20 protein-coding genes are annotated in these 19,262 nt (G+C 70.0%); 7 read left to right on the top strand and 13 right to left on the bottom strand.

What is annotated here, in order from left to right:
• Positions 1-235: 235 nt before the first annotated feature.
• Positions 236-640: an SCO2097 family morphological protein gene (locus MCHLDSM_RS14975; RefSeq protein ID WP_048470814.1), complete on the bottom strand. Its 405-nt coding sequence runs from the start codon at positions 638-640 to the stop codon at positions 236-238.
• Between the two features lie 228 nt (positions 641-868).
• On the opposite strand from MCHLDSM_RS14975, the gene MCHLDSM_RS14970 reads away from it, so the two are divergent.
• The 4 genes from MCHLDSM_RS14970 (at position 869) to MCHLDSM_RS14955 (ending at position 4,930) form a co-directional block, all read left to right on the top strand.
• Positions 869-1,459 carry a GNAT family N-acetyltransferase gene (locus tag MCHLDSM_RS14970; protein WP_048470813.1) on the top strand — a complete coding sequence of 197 codons (591 nt, stop codon included), beginning with the start codon at positions 869-871 and terminating at the stop codon, positions 1,457-1,459.
• 47 nt (positions 1,460-1,506) lie between these two features.
• Positions 1,507-2,196 (top strand): LppM family (lipo)protein, encoded by a 690-nt coding sequence (locus MCHLDSM_RS14965; RefSeq protein ID WP_280513795.1) that lies wholly within the window; start codon positions 1,507-1,509, stop codon positions 2,194-2,196.
• Between the two features lie 78 nt (positions 2,197-2,274).
• The gene (idsA2, locus tag MCHLDSM_RS14960) at positions 2,275-3,363 is read left to right on the top strand and encodes a bifunctional (2E,6E)-farnesyl/geranyl diphosphate synthase (RefSeq protein WP_048470811.1); all 1,089 of its coding nucleotides are present in this window, start codon (positions 2,275-2,277) and stop codon (positions 3,361-3,363) included.
• A gap of 4 nt (positions 3,364-3,367) precedes the next feature.
• Positions 3,368-4,930: an alpha-(1->6)-mannopyranosyltransferase A gene (locus tag MCHLDSM_RS14955; protein WP_048470810.1), complete on the top strand. Its 1,563-nt coding sequence runs from the start codon at positions 3,368-3,370 to the stop codon at positions 4,928-4,930.
• On the opposite strand, the gene MCHLDSM_RS14950 is transcribed toward MCHLDSM_RS14955, so the two are convergent.
• On the bottom strand, positions 4,851-5,255 hold the full coding sequence (locus tag MCHLDSM_RS14950; protein ID WP_048470809.1) for an Rv2175c family DNA-binding protein: 405 nt from the start codon (positions 5,253-5,255) through the stop codon (positions 4,851-4,853). The two genes, MCHLDSM_RS14955 and MCHLDSM_RS14950, sit on opposite strands and share 80 nt — an antisense overlap.
• A gap of 72 nt (positions 5,256-5,327) precedes the next feature.
• On the opposite strand from MCHLDSM_RS14950, the gene MCHLDSM_RS14945 reads away from it, so the two are divergent.
• The gene (locus MCHLDSM_RS14945; protein WP_048470808.1) at positions 5,328-6,533 is read left to right on the top strand and encodes a protein kinase domain-containing protein; all 1,206 of its coding nucleotides are present in this window, start codon (positions 5,328-5,330) and stop codon (positions 6,531-6,533) included.
• Positions 6,534-6,546: 13 nt separating this feature from the next.
• On the opposite strand, the gene MCHLDSM_RS14940 is transcribed toward MCHLDSM_RS14945, so the two are convergent.
• From MCHLDSM_RS14940 to MCHLDSM_RS14930, 3 genes are read right to left on the bottom strand one after another with little or no spacing between them, the layout of a single operon-like run.
• Entirely contained in the window at positions 6,547-7,935 is a 1,389-nt protein-coding gene (locus MCHLDSM_RS14940) for a class II 3-deoxy-7-phosphoheptulonate synthase (RefSeq protein ID WP_048416225.1), read from the bottom strand.
• 20 nt (positions 7,936-7,955) lie between these two features.
• Positions 7,956-8,444, bottom strand: coding sequence for a polyadenylate-specific 3'-exoribonuclease AS (locus MCHLDSM_RS14935; RefSeq protein WP_048470807.1), 489 nt, complete (start codon positions 8,442-8,444; stop codon positions 7,956-7,958).
• Position 8,445: 1 nt separating this feature from the next.
• A complete protein-coding gene (locus MCHLDSM_RS14930; RefSeq protein ID WP_048416223.1) occupies positions 8,446-9,336 on the bottom strand; it encodes a hypothetical protein in 891 nt (296 codons plus the stop codon).
• A 96-nt stretch (positions 9,337-9,432) separates the two neighbouring features.
• Between MCHLDSM_RS14930 and MCHLDSM_RS14925 the strand changes: the two genes are divergently transcribed.
• On the top strand, positions 9,433-10,710 hold the full coding sequence (locus MCHLDSM_RS14925; RefSeq protein ID WP_048470806.1) for a glycosyltransferase 87 family protein: 1,278 nt from the start codon (positions 9,433-9,435) through the stop codon (positions 10,708-10,710).
• Between the two features lie 129 nt (positions 10,711-10,839).
• On the opposite strand, the gene MCHLDSM_RS14920 is transcribed toward MCHLDSM_RS14925, so the two are convergent.
• The 5 genes from MCHLDSM_RS14920 to MCHLDSM_RS14900 form a co-directional block, all read right to left on the bottom strand.
• Positions 10,840-11,565 carry a lysophospholipid acyltransferase family protein gene (locus tag MCHLDSM_RS14920; RefSeq protein ID WP_048416222.1) on the bottom strand — a complete coding sequence of 242 codons (726 nt, stop codon included), beginning with the start codon at positions 11,563-11,565 and terminating at the stop codon, positions 10,840-10,842.
• A 77-nt stretch (positions 11,566-11,642) separates the two neighbouring features.
• Positions 11,643-12,011 (bottom strand): hypothetical protein, encoded by a 369-nt coding sequence (locus MCHLDSM_RS14915; RefSeq protein ID WP_048471124.1) that lies wholly within the window; start codon positions 12,009-12,011, stop codon positions 11,643-11,645.
• Positions 12,008-13,249: an ArsA family ATPase gene (locus MCHLDSM_RS14910; RefSeq protein ID WP_082168896.1), complete on the bottom strand. Its 1,242-nt coding sequence runs from the start codon at positions 13,247-13,249 to the stop codon at positions 12,008-12,010. The genes MCHLDSM_RS14915 and MCHLDSM_RS14910 overlap by 4 nt, the downstream gene beginning before the upstream one ends.
• Positions 13,250-13,277: 28 nt before the next feature.
• Complete coding sequence (locus MCHLDSM_RS14905; RefSeq protein WP_048470805.1) at positions 13,278-13,715, bottom strand: SRPBCC family protein; 438 nt, start codon at positions 13,713-13,715, stop codon at positions 13,278-13,280.
• 122 nt (positions 13,716-13,837) lie between these two features.
• On the bottom strand, positions 13,838-14,227 hold the full coding sequence (locus MCHLDSM_RS14900; protein WP_048416220.1) for a polyketide cyclase / dehydrase and lipid transport: 390 nt from the start codon (positions 14,225-14,227) through the stop codon (positions 13,838-13,840).
• Between the two features lie 96 nt (positions 14,228-14,323).
• Here MCHLDSM_RS14900 and MCHLDSM_RS14895 point away from each other — a divergent pair, with 96 nt between their 5' ends.
• Positions 14,324-16,126, top strand: a complete 1,803-nt coding sequence (locus MCHLDSM_RS14895; protein WP_048471122.1) for an AMP-dependent synthetase/ligase — start codon at positions 14,324-14,326, stop codon at positions 16,124-16,126.
• A 3-nt stretch (positions 16,127-16,129) separates the two neighbouring features.
• Here the strand turns inward: MCHLDSM_RS14895 and MCHLDSM_RS14890 are convergent, their stop codons facing one another.
• The 3 genes from MCHLDSM_RS14890 to ripC are packed head-to-tail and all read right to left on the bottom strand — an operon-like array spanning position 16,130 to position 19,192.
• Positions 16,130-17,275, bottom strand: coding sequence for a glycosyltransferase family 4 protein (locus tag MCHLDSM_RS14890; protein ID WP_048470804.1), 1,146 nt, complete (start codon positions 17,273-17,275; stop codon positions 16,130-16,132).
• Positions 17,272-18,087: a peptidase gene (locus MCHLDSM_RS14885; protein WP_048470803.1), complete on the bottom strand. Its 816-nt coding sequence runs from the start codon at positions 18,085-18,087 to the stop codon at positions 17,272-17,274. The genes MCHLDSM_RS14890 and MCHLDSM_RS14885 overlap by 4 nt, the downstream gene beginning before the upstream one ends.
• Complete coding sequence (ripC, locus tag MCHLDSM_RS14880; RefSeq protein WP_048470802.1) at positions 18,056-19,192, bottom strand: peptidoglycan hydrolase RipC; 1,137 nt, start codon at positions 19,190-19,192, stop codon at positions 18,056-18,058. Before ripC ends, MCHLDSM_RS14885 begins: the two co-directional genes overlap by 32 nt.
• Positions 19,193-19,262 lie beyond the last annotated feature (70 nt).

Raw genomic sequence — 19,262 nt, 5'->3', positions numbered from 1 at the left:
TTTACCCCACAATGCCCCACTTTGCGCCGAACCGCGGTCAGCATTTCGCAGCCCTCCCCACTTTCGCGAGGTCGACGGATTCCAGGCGGCCTGCACCGCCCCTCAGGACATCGGGCGGAGCAGAACGAACGCGCAGCTCAACTACAAGAAGAGGCCGCTGGGGCGGCCCGTGGGGGACGGTGGGGCAAAAAAGAAGGGGCAGTCCTCACGGACTGCCCCTCACGCGGTGGACGCGTTACTCGTCGAAGCGCCGGCGGAAACGATCCTCCATCCGGCTGGTGAAGGAACCGCCCCCACCCTTGCCACGCTTCTGCCGGTTGGGCCCGGCGTCGTGGGGCAGGCGCTCACCCGGCACACCGACGCGCGGCCCGGTGATGGCGAACACGACGCCACCGAACATGATGATGAAGCCGAACACCGACAGGATCGGGAAGCTGCCGATCATCGTGGCCTTGAAAGCAACGCCCGACACCAGCATCGCCAGCCCCAGCACGAACAACGCCGCACCCTGCAGGCGGCGCCTGGTCGAGGGCGCCCGCAGAGTTCCGCCTCGAACGCTCGACGCGAATTTCGGGTCCTCGGCATAGAGCGCGCTCTCGATCTGGTCGAGCATGCGCTGCTCATGATCGGAGAGTGGCATTCGTCCCTCCCTCTTGCCGTGGGGGCGTCGCAGTCGTTCAACGTCAGGCGTGCCCGCGTCTACGGGCACTTAACCGCAATGATACGAGCAGAATCTGAGCCGTACCACCTTGTTCGCTGCCTGATTCTATGACGAAGCCCTGTCCGCCGATCCGGCCGCACCGTGGATCATCCGGATCGACGGAGATAATGATGGCGGTCACCGAATCACCGCCGGGAGGGACAACAGTTGGCGACGCATCTGATCGAGCTGTCGCCCGTCGACATGCAGCGCCGCCTCGGCGATGCGCTGTCGATCTACGTCGACGCCATGCGCTACCCGCGCGGCACCGAGGAGCAGCGCGCCTCGATGTGGCTCGAGCACACCCGCAGGCACGGCTGGAAGGCGGTCGCCGCCGTCCAGACCGGCGACGGGGCGAGCCCGGAGGCCGACCTCGCCGCCGCGCCGATGCTGGGTATCGCCTACGGCTACTGCGGGGCGCCCGATCAGTGGTGGCAGCAACAGGTGGTCGCCGGCCTGCGCCGCAGCGGCGCCGACACCGAGCGCATCGCCACGCTGATGAGCAGCTATTTCGAGCTGACCGAACTGCACATCGTGCCGTCGGCCCAGGGCCGTGGCCTCGGTGAGGCGCTGATCCGGCGTTTGCTCGGCGACCGTGGCGAAGCCCACGTGCTGCTGTCCACCCCCGAGATCACCGGCGAGGGCAACCGGGCCTGGCGGCTCTACCGCAGGCTCGGCTTCACCGACGTGATCCGTGGCTACCACTTCGCCGGAGATCCCCGGGCATTCGCCATCCTCGGCCGGTCCCTGCCGCTGTAGAGCCTCTCCGCACCGTCGTCACGGGCGCCGTCTGGCACGATGACCTGGTGCCGAACCGTCACCGGACCTCCAGGCGTCTCCTCGCGATGGTGTTGCTGCTGCTGGTGCTGGCGCCGTCGCTGATCGGATGCGTCCGGGTGCGCGCCTCGCTGACGGTCTCCCCCGACGACCGGGTGTCCGGCCAGATCGTGGCCGCGGCCAAACCCCGCGACGCCGGCGACAAGGGTCCGCAGCTGCTCAACAACCTGCCGTTCGCGCAGAAGGTCGCCGTGTCGGACTACAACCGCGACGACTACGTCGGCTCCCAGGCCGTCTTCTCGGATCTGACCTTCGCCGAGCTGCCCCAGCTGGCCGGGATGAACCGCGACGCCGCGGGAGTGGACCTCTCCCTGCGCCGCGCCGGGGACCTGGTGATCCTCGAGGGCCGCGCCGACCTGACCTCGCTGAGCGATCCGGAGGCCGACGTGTCACTGTCGGTGTCGTTCCCCGGCGAGGTGACCTCCACGAACGGCGACCAGGTGTCCTCGGAGGTCGTCGAATGGAAACTGCGTCCCGGAGTGGTCAGCACCATGAACGCCCAGGCCCGCTACACCGATCCCTCCGCCCGGTCGTTCACCGGCGCAGCGATCTGGCTGGGCGTGGCGTCGTTCGTCGTCGCCGGCATCATCGGCGCGCTCGCGTACAACAACCGGGACCGCTCTCCGCGACCCGGCCAGCCGCAGGATCAGCCGCAGTAGGCGCTGCGGCGGCCATCGCGCTGTCGCAGGCTCTACGCTGAGCACCGGACGAACGGAAGAAAGGGGCGCCCGCTGAGCGTGGACGCTAATGCCACAGGGGCACCGTCAGCCGTCGAGCTGGCCGCGGCCGTCACCGAACAGCTTCGCGAGTACCTGCTCGACCGGCGGCGCGACGCCGCCTACATCGGCGCGGACTACGCGGTGCTCACCGAGGCGCTCGAAGAATTCGTGCTGCGCGGCGGCAAGCGGCTACGGCCCGCCTTCGCCTACTGGGGCTGGCGCGCCGTCGCGGGCACCGAACCCGACGCCGCCGTGCTGCGGTTGTTCTCGGCGCTGGAGATGCTGCACGCCTGCGCGCTGGTGCACGACGACGTCATCGACGCATCGGCCACGCGCCGCGGCCTGCCCACGGTGCACCGCATCTTCACCGAACGGCATCGCGAGAACCACTGGCACGGCTCCCCCGAACAGTTCGGCCTGTCCGCGGCGATCCTGCTGGGCGACCTGTCGCTGGTCTGGGCCGACGACATCGTCGCCACCGCCCCGATCGACGCCGACGCGCACCGGCGGGTCCAGCGGGTCTGGTCGGCGATCCGCACCGAGGTGCTCGGCGGCCAGTACCTCGACATCGTCAACGAGGCGAGCGGCGCCGAATCCGTCGCCTCCGCCCTGACGGTCAACATCTACAAGACCGCGTCCTATACCATCTCGCGCCCCCTACAGCTCGGCGCCGCAGCGGCCGCCGACCGCCCCGACATCCAGGAGGCGTTCCACGAGCTGGGCACCAGCCTCGGGGTGGCCTTCCAGCTGCGCGACGACGTGCTCGGCGTGTTCGGCGACCCGGCGGTCACCGGCAAACCGTCCGGCGACGACCTGCGCTCGGGCAAGCGCACCGTGCTGCTGGCCGAGGCGGTCGAACTGGCCGAGCAGCGCGACCCGGTCGGAGCGAAGCTGCTGCGCACCTCCATCGGCACCGACCTGTCCGACGCCGCGGTCACCGAACTGCGCGGGCTGATCGAGTCGGTCGGGGCGCTGGCCGCGGTGGAGACCCGCATCGACACGCTGACCCGCACGGCGATCGGGATCCTGGACTCCGCGCCGATCGACGAGAAGGCCAGGGCGGGTCTGATCGAGCTCGCCAGATTGGCCGCGAACAGATCCGCCTAGGCCGATGACGACACCCGCGCCGTCCCGGCACCCCGCGCCACCGCTGCAGCGGTTCCGCGAGTTCGCGCTGTCCCCGCAGGCCCGCCCGGCCTGGGTCGGCGCACTCGGTGCGCTGCTCGTCACCGCCGGCGGCCTCGGCGCGGGCAGCACCCGGCTGCATGACCCGCTGCTGGAGTCGATGCACCTGTCCTGGTTGCGGTTCGGGCACGGCCTGGTGCTGTCCTCGGTGCTGCTGTGGCTCGGGGTCGTGCTGATGCTCTCGGCCTGGCTGTGGCTGGGACGGCACGTGATCGACCGCACCGCCACCCAGTACACGATGGTGGCGACCACCGGCTTCTGGCTGACCCCGCTGCTGCTCAGCGTGCCGGTGTTCAGCCGCGACACCTACTCCTACCTGGCGCAGGGCGCGCTGCTGCGCGACGGCTTCGACCCCTATCTGGTCGGCCCGATCGAGAACCCGAATTCGTTGCTCGACAACGTCAGTCCGATCTGGACGACGACGACCGCGCCGTACGGGCCCGCGTTCATCCTGGTCGCCAAGTTCGTCACGATGCTCGTCGGCAACGACGTCGTCGCCGGGACCATGCTGCTGCGGCTGTGCATGCTGCCCGGGCTCGCGCTGCTGATCTGGGCGGTCCCCCGGATCGCCCGCCACGTCGGCGCGAACAGTGCCGCGGCACTGTGGATCTGCGTGCTCAACCCGCTGGTGATCATCCAACTGATGGGCGGCGTCCACAACGAGATGCTCATGGTCGGCCTGATGATGGCGGGCATCGCGCTGTGCTTCCGCGGCCGATGCGTCGCCGGTGTGACCCTGATCGCCGTCGCCGTCGCGGTGAAAGCCACCGCGGGACTGGCACTTCCGTTCATGGTCTGGGTGTGGGCCCGCGGACTGCGGGACCGGCGGGGCTTCTCGGCGCCCAAGGCGTTCCTGGTCGCGACCGCGGCGTGCGCGGTGGTGTTCGCCGCCGTGTTCGCGGTGCTGTCCCTGGCCGCCGGGGTCGGGCTCGGGTGGCTGACCGCGCTGGCCGGATCGGTGAAGATCATCAACTGGCTGACCGTGCCGACCGCGACCGCGAACCTGGTGAACGCGGTGATCGGCCTGGTGATCCCGGTGAACTTCTATGCGGTGCTGGACATCCTGCGGATCATCGGCATCGGGATCATCGCGGTCTCGGCGCCGCTGCTGTGGTGGCGATTCCGGCACACCGACCGCGAGGCGCTGATGGGCATCGCCACGCTGATGGTGATCGTGGTGCTGTTCGTGCCGGCCGCGCTGCCCTGGTACTACACCTGGCCGCTGGCGGTGATGTCGGCACTGGCGCAGTCACCGCGGGCCATCGCACTGATCGCCGCGTTCTCCACCTGGATCTCGGTGATCTGGCGACCCGACGGGGCGCACGGCATGTACTCGTGGTTCCACGTGCTGCTCGCCACCGCCTGCGCCGCCGGCGCCTGGTACTGGCTGCGCCGCACGCCCGCGGCGCTCAGTACGCCATCGCCTGCGCCCGGCGAACCACCTCTCGAGCCTGATGCGAGTGCAACGCGTCCACCGGGCGGGCGTTGACCTGTCGCTCCGTGGAACCGTCACGACTGATGGTCAGCGACGGGTCGGGGGTGAACAACCAACGCATGATCTCGGTTTCGTGATAGCCGCCGTCACGCAGGACCACCAGGAGGCCGGACAGGCTCTTGACCACGTGGCCGGTGTCGTCGAAGAAGATCCTCGGCACCACCACCTCGCGCCCGCGGCGCACCGCGACCAGATGGCCTTCGCGGAGGTGCTGGTGCACCTTGCTCACCGGTATGCGCAACAGTCTCGCGACCGTGGGCAGGTCGTGGACGGCCTCGTCGGGATCCAATACGTCATCGGCAGTCGGGATGCTGCTCATCGCGTCAAGTCTAAGTCCACGGCGGCGCTTTCGACGCCCGCTTGACGAGTCCTGGGCCGCGTGGCTCGTACCATGAGTCCGATGGAGACCTACCAGCCGACGGGCGCGCTGGCCGGCGCCGTGCTGGACGGTCGCTACCGCGTCGACGCGCTGATCGCCACCGGCGGTATGTCCGGGGTGTACCGCGGAGTGGATCTGCGCCTGGACCGTCCCGTCGCCGTGAAGATCATGGACGCGCGCTACGCCTCCGACGAACACTTCCTGACCCGCTTCCAGCGCGAGGCCCGCGCCGTGGCGCGGCTGAAGGATCCCGGCCTGGTCGCGGTCTACGACCAGGGCGCAGGCGCACCCGGCGGCCAACCGCCCTATCTGGTGATGGAACTCGTCGAGGGCGGCACGCTGCGCGAGCTGCTGCGCGAACGGGGACCGATGCCCCCGCACGCGGTGGCCGCCGTGCTGCGGCCCGTGCTGTCGGGCCTGGCCGCCGCGCACCGCGCCGGGCTGGTGCATCGCGACATCAAACCGGAGAACGTGCTGATCAGCGATGACGGCGACGTCAAGATCGCCGACTTCGGCCTGGTGCGCGCCCTGGCCGACGCCAAGATCACCTCGACCGACGTCATCCTGGGCACCGCCGCGTACCTCGCCCCCGAGCAGGTGGCCACCGGCGACACCGATGCCCGCGGCGACGTGTACGCCGTCGGCGTGCTCGTCTACGAATTGCTCACCGGGAACACACCGTTCGCCGGGGACAGCCCGCTGGCGGTGGCCTACCAGCGGATGGATCACGACGTTCCGCCGCCGAGCACCCGAATCACCGGCGTGCCAAGGCAATTCGACGAGCTGGTGGCCTACGCGACCGCGCGCGACCCCGCCGAGCGATTCGCCGACGCCGCGGAGATGGCCGACGAACTCGAGGTGATCGCGACCGAACTGGGCCTGCCCAGGTTCAGGGTGCCGGCACCCCGCAACTCGGCGATGCACCAGTCGCTGTCGCTCGTCGACACGTCCTCGGCACCGACGGCCGGCGTGGACGGCCCCCGGCACACCCGGGCGTTCACCCGCGATGAGCTCCCACCCCGGCCCGCCGCCGAGGACGACGACGAATATCGCCCCCTCACAGGGCAATTCGCCGGAATCGAGCTGGGCGAGTTCTACTGGGCCCGGCAGCGCGCCAAACGGGTGCTGTTCTTCTGGGTCGTCGCCGTGCTCACGCTGGCGGCACTCGCCGGTGCCGGCGCCTGGGCGCTCGGCACCAACCTGCCCAACCTGCTGTAGGTCGGTCCCGCCTCTAGTCGCGCAGCATCTCCGCGACAAGGAACGCCAACTCGAGCGACTGCTGGGTGTTCAGCCGCGGGTCGCACGCCGTCTCGTACCGGCCGGCCAGATCGGTGTCCGAGATATCCTGCGCCCCACCGAGACACTCGGTGACGTTCTCCCCGGTGATCTCCACGTGGATGCCGCCCGGGTGGGTGCCCAGCGCATGGTGCACTTCGAAGAAACCCTGCACCTCGTCGACGATCCGGTCGAAGTGGCGGGTCTTGTACCCGGTCGACGACTCGTGGGTGTTGCCGTGCATCGGGTCGCACTGCCAGATCACCTGGTGCCCCGACGCCTGCACCTTCTCGATGATCGGCGGCAGCGCATCGCGCACCTTGTGGTTGCCCATCCGGCTGACCAGCGTGAGCCGGCCCGGTTCGTTGTTCGGGTCGAGCCGCTCCACGTACTCCACCGCCAGCTCGGGCGACGTCGTCGGGCCGATCTTGATGCCGATGGGGTTCGCGATCACCTCGGCGAATGCGACGTGCGCACCGTCGAGCTGACGGGTCCGCTCGCCGATCCACACGTAGTGGGCGGACAGGTCGTACAGCTTGGGGCCGGTGGGCGACTCGGTGTCCATCCGCAGCATCGCGCGCTCGTAATCCAGCACCAGCGCCTCGTGGCTGGCGTAGATCTCGGCGGTGTCGAGGTTGCGGTCGTCCACCCGGCAGGCGCTCATGAACCGCATCCCGCGGTCGATCTCGCCGGCCAGCGCCTCGTAGCGCGCGCCCGCGGGCGAGGTCCGGACGAACTCGCGGTTCCACTCGTGCACATGGTGCAGCGACGCCATCCCCGAAGAGGTCAGCGCGCGCACCAGGTTCATCGCGGCGCTCGCGTTGGCGTAGGCGCGCACCAGGCGCGACGGATCGTGCTGGCGGACCGCGGCATCAGGGGCGAACCCGTTGACCATGTCGCCGCGGTAGGACTTGAGACCCAGCGCATCGGTGTCCGAGGAGCGCGGCTTGGCGTACTGGCCGGCGATGCGGGCCACCTTGACCACCGGCATGCTGGCGCCGTAGGTCAGCACCACCGCCATCTGCAGCAGCGTGCGGATGTTGGCCCGGATGTGCGGCTCGGTGTTGTCGACGAACGTCTCCGCACAGTCACCGCCCTGCAGCAGAAACGCCTTGCCCAGCGCCACGTCGGCCAGCTGCACCTTCAGCTTCTCGATCTCCGAGGGCACGGTGACCGGCGGCACGCTCTCGAGCACGGTGCGCATCGCGGCCGCCTGCCCGGCATCCCAGCTCGGCTGCTGCAGCGCCGGTTTGGCCAGTGCCGCGTCGAGGCGCGCACGCAGATCCTCCGGCAGCGGCGGGAGCGCAGGCAGCTGGTCGATGGGTACGTCGACGGTCCAGTTCACCCACCCATGGTAACGGCGGGTCAAAACCACTTTTCGCCGGTGATGAGCTGGTAGCGCACCAGGTTGTGCTTGGCGTCGACGAGCGCGTCGTGCGCGTCCCGCGGCCGCGGGGGCATCCGCGGACACCCGTGGTCCTCCCAGAACTGGCGCAACTCACGGGTGAACCGCGGCATCGCGGGCGGCAGATCGGTCATCGGACCCCACAGCTGGCACAGCACCACGTGGTCATAGGCGCCCACCCAGGCCCACAGCTCGATCGGCTCGTCGCCGTCGACGCCGAAGAAATCCTCCAGCTCCGAGCGGATCTGCCGGCGCGAACGCCACAGCTTCGACGCCGGTGAGGGCAGTTTGGGCAGCACGTTCTTGCGCACCCACCGGCCCGCCCGCTCCGGGTCGAACTCGGTGGAGATCGCGTAGTACTCCCGACCGTCCTCGGCGGCCACGCCGATGGAGATCAGCTCGATGGTGCGCCCGTTGTCGATGAACTCGGTGTCGTAGAAGTACCGCAAGCTAGGCGACTTCCTGGCTGGCCTCATCGCGCGGCTGGGGCGCCGGCGCGGCGTGGATCTCGCGGTCGAGTTCCTGGTCGACCAGCGCGTCGTCGGGGAATTTCGGCATCCCGGAGATGGCGTCCTGCAGCCACAGCTTGGCCTGCACCACCGGCCGGCGCAGCCAGCGTTCCCGTTCCAGCGCCCGATGCATCTTGCGGGGCCGGTTCGTGTACCGCCACCGCGCCCAGGGCGCATGGGGGCGGGACAACCGGATGGCGCCCACGAACAGCAGCGGGGTGATGAACATGCCGACCAACCCGGTCCAGACCTTTCCCTTGAGCAGCACGACGACCGCCAGCGCCAGCGTCAGGACCGCGAAGCCCACCACGGTGGCCCGCGCGGCCAGCGATTGGTCGCTGCGCCAGATGCTGACGTCGAAGAACGACAGCGGATTGAACCCCAGGATCAGCAGCCCCGCCACCGCGACGGCGACGAACACCGCGTCCACCGAAGCCCGGCCGTCCTCGGACCAGTACACGTCGGACAGGTGCAGGATCAGTGCGAACTCGTCGAGAACCAGCGCCGCCCCGATGCCGAACACGATGGACGCGGCCGTGAACTCGGGTACCCCTCCGTCGACCGCCAGCGTCACCATCGTCACCCCGGAGACCATGACCAAGATCACGCCGATCACGACGTGGTGGATGTGCAGTCCCCCGCCCGCGGAGATGTTGCGGGGCTGCCACCACTTGCGGGGCGCGTCGCTGTCGGCGTGGCTGCGGATGTAACGGACGATCGTGCGAGTGACGGAGAACGTCAGGATGAACGCGACCAGGCAACACACCAGCGGTAGCCGGGAGTACGGGATGCCGTCGGGCAACCCCAGGTCGAAGTCCAGGGTCGGGTGCACCAGGAGAACTTACGTCAAAACTCGCGCCGACCTGCGCGTGTCGAGGCGTGGTTACGCGCAGGCGCGCCGGTGCGCCCCGATAGTCTGGTCGGCGACATGAGGACGTTGCGGTCGCCCGGCAGGGCCGGATGGTGGCCAGCGCTCGCCTGGCGGCTGTTCCAGCTGCTGACGGTGGCGGCGCTGGCCACGGTGGCGTGGCGGTTGCTGGGGCACGTTCCCTACCGCATCGACATCGACGTCTACCGGATGGGCGGGCGGGCGTGGCTCGACGGCCGTCCGCTCTACGCCGACGGCGCGATGTTCCACACGCGCGGCGGACTGGACCTGCCATTCACCTATCCCCCGCTGGCGGCGGTCGTGTTCTCACCGTTCGCGCTGCTGTCGCTGGAAGCGGCGAGCGTGGCCATCACGGCGACCACGCTCGTGCTGCTGGTCGTGTCGACGACGATCCTGCTGACCCGGCTCGACGTCTGGCCGACCACGCACGTCACCGGCGAGCCGGCCTGGGTCCGTCGGGCCTGGCTGGCCGCGGCGATCGTGGCACCGGCGGTGGTCTATCTCGAGCCGATCCGCGCGAACTTCGACTTCGGCCAGATCAACGTCGTGCTGATGACGCTGGTGATCGCCGACTGCGTGCCGCGGCGGACCCCGTGGCCGCGGGGCATGCTGCTGGGCCTGGCGATCGCGCTCAAGCTGACCCCCGCGGTGTTCCTGCTGTACTTCCTGCTGCGTCGCGACACCCGCGCACTGCTGGTGACGGTGGCCTCGGCGGCGGTGGCCACGCTGGTGGGCTTCGCGTTCGCGTGGCGTGACTCGTGGGAGTACTGGACCGAGACGGTGCGCAACACCGACCGCATCGGCACCGCCACGCTGAACACCAATCAGAACATCGCCGGGGCGCTGGCCCGGCTGGGCCTGGGCGACGACGTGCGGTTCGTGCTGTGGACGGTGGCGTGCTTCGCGGTGCTGGCCCTGACGGTGTGGGCGGTGCGCCGGGCGCTGCGCGCCGACCAGCCGGTGCTGGCGCTGGTCTGTGTGGCGATGTTCGGCCTGGTCGTGTCGCCCGTGTCGTGGTCGCACCACTGGGTGTGGACGCTGCCGGCCATGGTGACGACGGCCGTGCTGGCGGTGCGGTTGCGGCATGCCGGCCTGGCCGCGGTGTTCGCGGTCGGATTGCCGCTCATGGTGTGGACGCCGATCACGCTGCTGCCCGAGCACCGCGAGACGACGGCCTCGCTGTGGCGGCAGCTCGCGGGGGCGTCGTATCTGTGGTGGGCGCTGGCGGCGATCGTTGTCGCCGGAACGGTCAGCGCCGGCACGCCACGGCGCCGGGTGTCCCCGGCCGTCCCGGCCGTCGACGCCGTCCAGGCCTAGGCGGCCCAGCCCTGAATCAGCCGCGGAAGCGCATTCCCGGCTGCGATCGAGGCGAGTTCACAACCGCTGCTTCTCACTCGACGCGTGCAGCAGTCGGATTCGTCCCGATGCCGGTTCGAAGCGCGAGGGCTAGCCGGCCGCAGCCTCGGGGAGCCGGGTCGGCGGCTTCACGGCCGCCTCACCTTTTCCCTCTTTGATGTCGGCCGCGTAGAGGTCGACATACTCCTGGCCCGACAGGCTCATCAGCTCGTACATCACCTCGTCGATGACCGCGCGCTCGATGAAGCGGTTCCCGGCGAGGCCTTCGAACCGGCTGAAGTCCATCGGCGCGCCGAACTTGACCGTCACCCGGCCGAACTTCCACATCTTGCTGCCGGGCGGGTTCACGACGTCGGTTCCGATCATCGCGACGGGAATGACCGGCACCTGGGTCTCGAGGGCGAGGCGGGCCAGACCGGTCTTGCCCTTGTACAGACGGCCGTCGGGCGAGCGGGTGCCCTCGGGGTACATGCCCAGCAGCTTGCCCTGACCGAGGATGCGCTGGGCGGTGGTCAGTGCGCTCTGGGCGCTGTCGGCGTCGGTGCGGTCGATGGGGACCTGCCCGGCGACCGTGTAGAACCACCGGGTGAACCAGCCCTTGAGGCCGGTGCCGGTGAAGTACTCGGCTTTGGCCAGGAACGTGATGCGCCTGCTCACGACCAGCGGCAGGTAGAAACTGTCCGCGACGGCCAGGTGGTTACTGGCCAGGATCACCGCACCGGAAGCCGGAACGTTCTCCAAGCCTTCGACTTTCGGCCGGCCCAACAGGGTCAGCAAGGGTCCCATGAAGACGAACTTGAACAGCCAATACCACATGGACCCTCCGGTTCATCCCACCGCGATGCTCTGCGCCAACCTTACCCACGCATTGTGGGAACGACCACAGCGCAGCCCTACTCCTCGACCGTCACGGGAATGTGCTGGTAGCGCCCGGGCGGCGGCGGGCCCTCGGGAGGCGGACCGCCGGGCTCCGGCGGCGGTGTCGCGCTCCCGCCGCCGTCGACATCGTTGACGATTGCCTTGACCACGGCCAGCAGCGCCACGCTGTGCTCAGCCACCACGGACAGCAGCGGGTGCTGTTCGCCGGAGACCATCGCCGCGAGCGCGCACACCGGGCACCACACCTGCTGGCACTTACCCGGGTTGTCGGCCGCGCTCTGCGCCCGCGCGGCCGCGAACCTGATCGCAGGCTCGAGGCGGTCCAGCAGGGTCTGCGCCAGGGCGCGCAATTCCGGGCCGGGATCAGGGTGGGAGCCACTCATGCCGGCCACACCTCCGGATTCGGTCGGAAACGCACCGTCAGCGCGGTGCCGCGGAGTTGAGCGTCCACGACGGTGCATCTCCTCAGCACCGACGCCAGACGCACCCGGCGCCGCATACCGCCGACGCCGATGATCAGGTCATCGTCGACCCTACCCAACGACAGCGCCGTGGAATCCACCTGAGGCAGATCCACCCGCAGCCGGTACACCGCTTCCAGCCCGGTGCCCGATTCGCGGTCCACCACCGGCCGCAGCGGACCCGGCGGTGGCGAGCCGTCGCGTCGACGGGCGCTGTCGAGCAACTCCCCGAGCGCCTTGGGGCCGATCGGCTCACCGGCCAGATGCGGCACCATGACCAGCGCCACGTCGCCGATCACCCGGTCCAGCTCGTCGAGCACCGATCGCTGTTCGCCGATCCGCTCGGCGTACCAGTCGAACGCCGGGTGCTCGGGCAGGTTGCGGTACTCGAACGAATCGTCCTGCACCAGGACCTGATTCACGATCAACTCCGCGACGCGCACGCCCATCAGGGCCAGCGACCCCAGGGTGCGGACGGCTTCGGCGGCGACCACCCGCTCCGGCGTCATCACCAGGTGCGCGGCGACGCGCGTCCCGTCGGTCAGCAGCGTGCCGAGCCGTTCGGTGCCCGCGCCGATCCGCTCGAGGAGGGTGACCACCGCCGCAGACTTCGGATCGTCGAACGTGGACAGCCGCCGATGGCGCGGCCAGGCCCGCTCCAGGTACAGCCCGAACGTGGCGGGCAGGGTGAGCATGCGCATCGCGTCGGCGGTCGACGCGCAGTCGACGACGAGCAGATCCCAGCGCCCCGAGCCGGCGAGCTCGGCGACCTCGTGCAGACCGAGCACCTCCTGCACCCCGGGAAACGCCGAGAGTTCTTCGGGCGCAAGATCACTCATGTCCGATTCGGGAAACCTGTCGGCGAGCAGGCCGGCGGTGTCGCGCCAGTGCGCGGCCAGTAGAGCCAGGGTGTCCAGGGCCAGCGCGTCGAGGACGCCGCCGCCGGCGTCGGCGGTGTCGAGGTCGGCCAGCACGCGGGTCGGCGCGCGCTCCCCCGTCGGCGTGATCGTCACGCCGAGCACATCGCCGGTCGAGTGCGCCTGATCGGTGGACACGATCAACACACGCAGCCCGCTACGCGCTGCGCGCACGGCCGTCGCGGTCGCCAGCGTCGACTTCCCCACGCCGCCCTTGCCGACGAACAGACTGATCCGGGTCACCCCGGACGCGTCGGCGGCGGCTGCGCGCTCAGTCAGCCTCGACTCGTTTCTTGAGATCCTTCAACGCCGTGTCCGTCAGTCGCCGCTCGGCCTTGCGTTTGAGCAGCCCGATCATCGGGATCAACAGATCCACCGACAGCTCGTAGGTCACATCGGTGCCGGATCCCTTGGGCGCCAACCGATATGCGCCGTCAAGTGACTTGAGCAGCGTGCTGGACACCAGCGACCAGGTCACCGACTCGTGGTCGGTGGGCCACTGGTAGGCCAGCACCATGGCGTCCTTGAGCACCGCGGCGTCGAGTACGAGCCGCGCCACCTTCGGGTAACCCTGGTCGTCGGCCTCGAGGACCTCGGCCTCCTTGTACTCCTTGACCCAATCCGGGTAGGAGCCGATGTCGGCGATGACGTCCATCACCGTCGCAGGGTCGGCGTCGATGTATATGGTCTGTGCCGTCTTGTCCGCCACTGAAGCCTTCCCCAGTCCTTTACGTGCCATCTCGGTGCCGACTTTGTGCCGTCCCCGACCCTCGAGTGCCCCGCCGATGGCGGCGAATCTACCCTCCCGTCGACGGGTATGGCCGGGATCGTCTAGGCCAACCGCGACACGCCGACCGGACGGCCCGCCTCGAGCTTCTGCTTGATCTCGAAGGCCATGTCCTTGCCGGCGACGCGGCGGCGGTGATTCATCGCGGCCAGGTTCATCTTCGCCAGCTGCCACGCGGCCGCTCCGGACGGCTCGGCGTGCACGAAATAGTGCAGTACCACCCCGTCGAGCACCTTCTCCAGCCAGATCTCCATGGTGCCCGTCAGCGCGCCCGTCACCGTCCAGCGCTGGCCGAGCTCCTTGCGGTCCTCGACCACGGTCAGCCGCAGATCCGGCCACCAGCGCGCCCAACTGGCGGGATCGGCGACCGCGGCGCCCACCGCTGCGGGGTCCGCCGCGACGAACGTCTCGTCGGCGATCTGGATGCTGTACATGACTGACTAGCTTCACACATGCTCCGACGTGCGCCGAGCCGGGGCGACTACGCTGTACAGGGCCAATGCGGCCGGTACAGCGAGAGGGCCATCATCGTGCGTGAGTACACCGTTCCGGCAACCTTCACCGTCGGGGATCAGGACAACGTCGCCTCCGTCGTCTACTCCCACGAGCGGGAGAACCCCGACCACGTGATCTTCCAGCGGCTGGTCGACGGCGTCTGGGTCGACGTGACCTGCCGGCAGGCCGCCGAGCAGATCCGGTCGGCCGCCCGGGGTCTGATCGCCGAGGGCGTGCAGCCCGGCGACCGGGTGGCGCTGCTGTCGGCGACCCGCTACGAGTGGGTGATCTTGGACTACGCGATCCTGTCCATCGGCGCGGTCACCGTGCCGATCTACGAGACGTCCTCCCCCGAGCAGGTGCGCTGGGTGCTGGAGGACTCCGGGGCGGTGCTCGCGTTCGTCGAGATCGAGGCGCACGCACTGATGGTCAAGGAGCTGCAGGACGAACTGCCGGCGCTGCGCAAGGTGGCGGTCATCGAGTCTGCGGCGCCGTCGGCGCTAGACGCGCTGACCGAGGCCGGCGCTTCGACCGACCCGGCCGAGGTGGACCGGCGGCTGGCCGGTATCCGGTCCGGCGATCCCGCCACGCTGATCTACACCTCCGGCACCACCGGCCGGCCCAAGGGCTGCCAGCTCACCCACTCCAACCTGCTCCACGAGACCCGCGGGGCCACCCACTGCTTCCCCAGCCTGCTGCGCAAGGGTGAGCGGCTGCTGGTGTTCCTGCCGCTGGCCCACGTGCTGGCGCGGGCGCTGTCGATGACGGCGTTCGCCAACGGGGTGACGATTGGCTACACCAGCGACATCAAGAACCTGGTGCCGATGTTCGGGCTGTTCAAGCCGACGGTCATCGTGTCGGTGCCCCGCGTGTTCGAAAAGGTCTACAACACCGCCGAACTCAACGCCCAGGACAGCGGCAAGGGCAAGATCTTCGCGATGGCCGCCCAGGCGGCGATCGACTGGAGCAAGGCCCAGGACAGCGGCGGCCCCAGCCTGCTGCAGCGCGTCACGCACGCGGTGTTCGACCGGCTGGTCTACACGAAGCTGCGGGCCGCCACCGGCGGCAACTGCCGGGCGTCGATCTCGGGCGGCGCCCCGCTGGGCGCGCGCCTCGGCCACTTCTACCGCGGCATCGGCCTGACCATCTACGAGGGCTACGGCCTGACCGAGACCAGCGCGGCGATCACGGCCAACCGGATCGGCGAGCTCAAGGTGGGCACCGTCGGGAAGCTGCTCCCGGGCAACAACATGGCGATCGCGTCCGACGGAGAGCTGCTGGTGCGCGGCGGGGTGGTGTTCAACGGCTACTGGCACAACGAGACCGCCACCGCGGAGGCGATCGTCGACGGCTGGTTCCACACCGGTGACCTCGGCAGCGTCGACGCGGACGGCTTCCTGTCGATCGTCGGCCGCAAGAAGGAGATCATCGTGACCGCGGGCGGTAAGAACGTCGCCCCCGCCGTGCTCGAGGACCAGCTGCGGGCGCACCCGCTGATCAGCCAGGCGATGGCGGTCGGCGACGCCAAACCGTTCATCGCGGCGCTGATCGCGATCGACCCCGAGTCGTTCGAGGTGTGGAAACAGCACCACGGCAAGGCCGCGGGCGCCTCGGTGGGCGACCTCGCGGAGGATCCGGATCTTCTCGCCGAGATCGACCTGGCGGTCAAGAACGCCAATCAGGCGGTCTCGAAGGCCGAGGCGATCCGCAAGTTCCGCATCCTGCCGTGCGATTTCACCGTGCTGACCGGTGAGCTGACACCGACGCTGAAGGTCAAGCGCAAGGTGGTCGCCGACAAGTTCGCCGCCGAGATCGAAGCCCTTTACGAGAAGGACTGACCGCTAGAGCAGCCGGGCCAGCCGTTGGGCCTGCATGCTCCACTGCCAGTGGTCGACGGCCCACTGCCGGCCGGCGGCGCCCATCGCCGCCGCACGCTGCGGGTCGGCGAGCAGATCGCCGACCGCCGCGGCGACCGCCCCGACGTCCCAGCCGTCGACGACGAGGCCGGTCTCTCCGTCGAGGACGGTCTCCGGCGCGCCTCCGGAGCGGCCGGCCACCACGGGCACGCCGGACGCCGAGGCCTCCAGGTAGACGATGCCGAGGCCCTCGACGTCCAGACCGGCGCCGCGGGTGCGGCACGGCATCGCGAACACGTCGGCCATCGCGTGGTGGTCGGGCAGTTCCTCGCCGGGCACACCGCCGGTGAACAGCACGTGCTCGGACACCCCGAAGGTGTAGGCCAGCCGCTGCAGTGAGGTGCGGTAGGGGCCCCCGCCGACGATCACCAGCGCCGTCCCGGGCACCCGCTCGCGGATCGCGGGCAGCGCGCGGATCAGCATGTCCTGGCCTTTGCGCGGCACCAGTCGCGACACGCAGACCACCACCGGCCGCTCACCGAGCCGGTAGCGGGCGCGCAGCTCGGCGCGCGCCACCTCGTTGGGCGTGAAGCGCTCGACGTCGACGCCCGGCGGAACGTGTTCGAGGGCCGCGCGGGCACCGAACGCCGACGCGAACCGGCGCCGGGTGTAGGAACTGATGTAGGTCACGACGTCGGTGTCATTGCCGATGCGGCGCAACGCCGTTCGTGCCAGCGGCACCATCGACCAGCCCACCTCGTGACCGTGGGTGCTCGCGATGACGCGGCGCGCCCCGGCCGCCCGCGCCAGCGGCGCCATCAACGCGAGCGGCGCGGCGGCGCCGAACCAGACGGTGTCGATGTCGCGCTCGCGGATCAGCCGCCGCATCCGCATCGCGACCGCGGGCTCGGGCAGCATCAGCGTCGTCGGATGCCGGACCACGTCGTAGCCGGACGTGGCCGCCACGGCGTCGTAGTCCTCGGCGCCCTTCCAGGTCGGGGCGTACACCGTCAGCGCGTCGACCCCCGAATCGGCGGATCCGAGGAGGTGGTCGACGAGTGCCTCCAGGTAGGACTGGATGCCGCCGCGGCGCGGCGGGTAGTCGTTGGTGACCAGCAGGACACGGCTCATGCGGGCAGGTCGATTCCGAGCACGTCGCGCACCGCGGTGGCGGCATCGGGATGTCCGGGCCCGCACGCGGCGACGTACAGCGCGCGCAGCCGGTCGACGCCGCGGGTCTGCGCGACGAACGTCGCGAACTCCCATGCCCGGTCGTATGCGGCCGAGCGCTGCGGGCCGGGGGTGGCCAGCTCGGCGTCGGTGGGCAGGCGCTCCGGCTCCGCGACCGGCGCGCCCGGGGCGGGGCGGCCGACGAAGTCGGCGACGCCCTCGGTCAGCCAGACCGGGGCGTCGGCCGCGGTGCCGGCGCGCGCGGCGTAATGAAAAAGCTCGTGGCGCAACACGATTCGCAGATCGGCGGGATTCATCGCGGCTGCTTCCGGCGAGAACGTGATGCGCTCGGAGGTGGTGGTCGCGGCGGTGTCGGCGCCCGCACCGGCCAGCACGGCGAACTGCTCCGCCGAACCTGCCACCACGATCGGGATCTCCCGCGGCCACTGCGGCCCCCAGAAGCCGCTGACGGCCGACTCGGCCCCGGGGAGTTCGGCGGTCAGCCGGTCGAGCAGTGCGCCGGCGCCGCCGCCGAGATCGATCAGCTTCGCGGTCCGGCCGCCGGGGGTGGTCACCGTACGCAGCGGCGCGCCGCTCGGTGCAGCCGTGCCGGTGGTGGGTGACGGTGCCGCGACCGCAGGCCCGACCGGGGTTCCCGGCAGCGGACCACTGATCAGCAGAGCAGCGCAGACCAGTTCGGTGCCCAGCACGGCACCGAGGCGGCGCCGGGTCCGGGCCCGGTCAGTACCGGCGAATGTTGTAGATGGGCGCATTGTCCACAGGGGCGACTCGCACGGGCGTGCCGTAGGTGGACGCATGCACCATCATTCCGTCACCGATGTAGATGCCCACGTGCGAGGCGTCGGAGTAGTAGGTGACGAGGTCGCCGGGCTGCATCTGGTCGCGCGAGACCGGCTGGCCACCGGCGGCGAGCGCCTGGCTGGAGTGCGGCAGCGAGATGCCGGCCTGTTGGAAGGACCACATCACCAGACCCGAGCAGTCGAAGGCGCCGGGGCCCGCGGCGCCCCACGAGTACGGGGATCCGATCCGGCTCAGTGCAGCCTGGATGACGGTGGTGGCTTCCGGGGACCCGGGCGGGGCGATGTCACCGGGCGGGATCGCGCCGGGCGCAGGAGGTGCGGGCGGGGCGGCCAGCACGGCCGGATCCTGGCCGGGCGGCGGCGGGGCGGGCGCGGCGACGGGCGCCGGCGGGGCGGGCGGCATCGCGGCGAGCGCCTCGCGCTGCGGCGGGGTCAACGCGTCGTAGCGGGACTTCACGATCGCGATCTGCACCTGCAGCTGGCTCTGCTTGGACTGCAGATCGGCGCGCACCGCGGCGGCCTGCTCGGCGGCGGTCTTGGCCTCCGACGCCGACGCGGCCGAGGCCTGCTCGGCGGCCTGGGTCTGCTTGCCGACCTCGAGGAAACGGCTCATCTGCGCCGACATCTCGTGGGCCATCGTCCGCTGGATCGAGAGCTGGTCGATCAGGCCCTGCGGCGAGGACGCGGTGAGCATCGCCTGGAAGCCCGAGGGCCGGCCCCCCATGTACTGGGCGGCGGCGAGGGTGTCGACTTTGCGCTGGAAGTCGGCCAGCTGCGCCTTGGCCGCATCGACGGCCGCGACGTCGTTGGTGTGCTTGACCTCCGCGGCCTGCTGGATCTCCAGCTTCTTGTTGAGGTCGAGCTGCGCGGAATGCATCGCCTCCGTCGTCTGTTCTGCCTGACGGGACAGCTCGTTCAGCTTGGTCAGCGCATCGTCGGCCGGATCGGCATGACCCGGTCCGGCGAAGACGGCGCCGAGCATGACCAAGAAGGCCAGTGCACTGATGACGGGTCGCCGGGAACGGCTGGAACTCCGGTGCGCGCGGTCGAGCGTCAAGGTTTATGCGTCCTTCAACTGCCGTAACAAGCCGTCTCGAACTCTCTTAGGTCTCAGACAGGTTACGAAA

The organism is Mycolicibacterium chlorophenolicum (assembly GCF_001044235.1).
Taxonomy (GTDB): domain Bacteria; phylum Actinomycetota; class Actinomycetes; order Mycobacteriales; family Mycobacteriaceae; genus Mycobacterium; species Mycobacterium chlorophenolicum.
This window is presented reverse-complemented; position numbering and strand designations above follow the sequence as displayed.

Coding starts and splice junctions, on each gene's coding strand:
- MCHLDSM_RS14915 (WP_048471124.1), bottom strand. CDS start 12,011: ATGAGTGGCTCCCACCCTGATCCCGGCCCGGAATTGCGCGCCCTGGCG.
- MCHLDSM_RS14885 (WP_048470803.1), bottom strand. CDS start 18,087: ATGCGCCCATCTACAACATTCGCCGGTACTGACCGGGCCCGGACCCGG.
- MCHLDSM_RS14975 (WP_048470814.1), bottom strand. CDS start 640: ATGCCACTCTCCGATCATGAGCAGCGCATGCTCGACCAGATCGAGAGC.
- MCHLDSM_RS14955 (WP_048470810.1), top strand. CDS start 3,368: ATGACGACACCCGCGCCGTCCCGGCACCCCGCGCCACCGCTGCAGCGG.
- MCHLDSM_RS14890 (WP_048470804.1), bottom strand. CDS start 17,275: ATGAGCCGTGTCCTGCTGGTCACCAACGACTACCCGCCGCGCCGCGGC.
- MCHLDSM_RS14900 (WP_048416220.1), bottom strand. CDS start 14,227: ATGTACAGCATCCAGATCGCCGACGAGACGTTCGTCGCGGCGGACCCC.
- MCHLDSM_RS14920 (WP_048416222.1), bottom strand. CDS start 11,565: ATGTGGTATTGGCTGTTCAAGTTCGTCTTCATGGGACCCTTGCTGACC.
- MCHLDSM_RS14950 (WP_048470809.1), bottom strand. CDS start 5,255: ATGAGCAGCATCCCGACTGCCGATGACGTATTGGATCCCGACGAGGCC.
- MCHLDSM_RS14945 (WP_048470808.1), top strand. CDS start 5,328: ATGAGTCCGATGGAGACCTACCAGCCGACGGGCGCGCTGGCCGGCGCC.
- MCHLDSM_RS14925 (WP_048470806.1), top strand. CDS start 9,433: ATGAGGACGTTGCGGTCGCCCGGCAGGGCCGGATGGTGGCCAGCGCTC.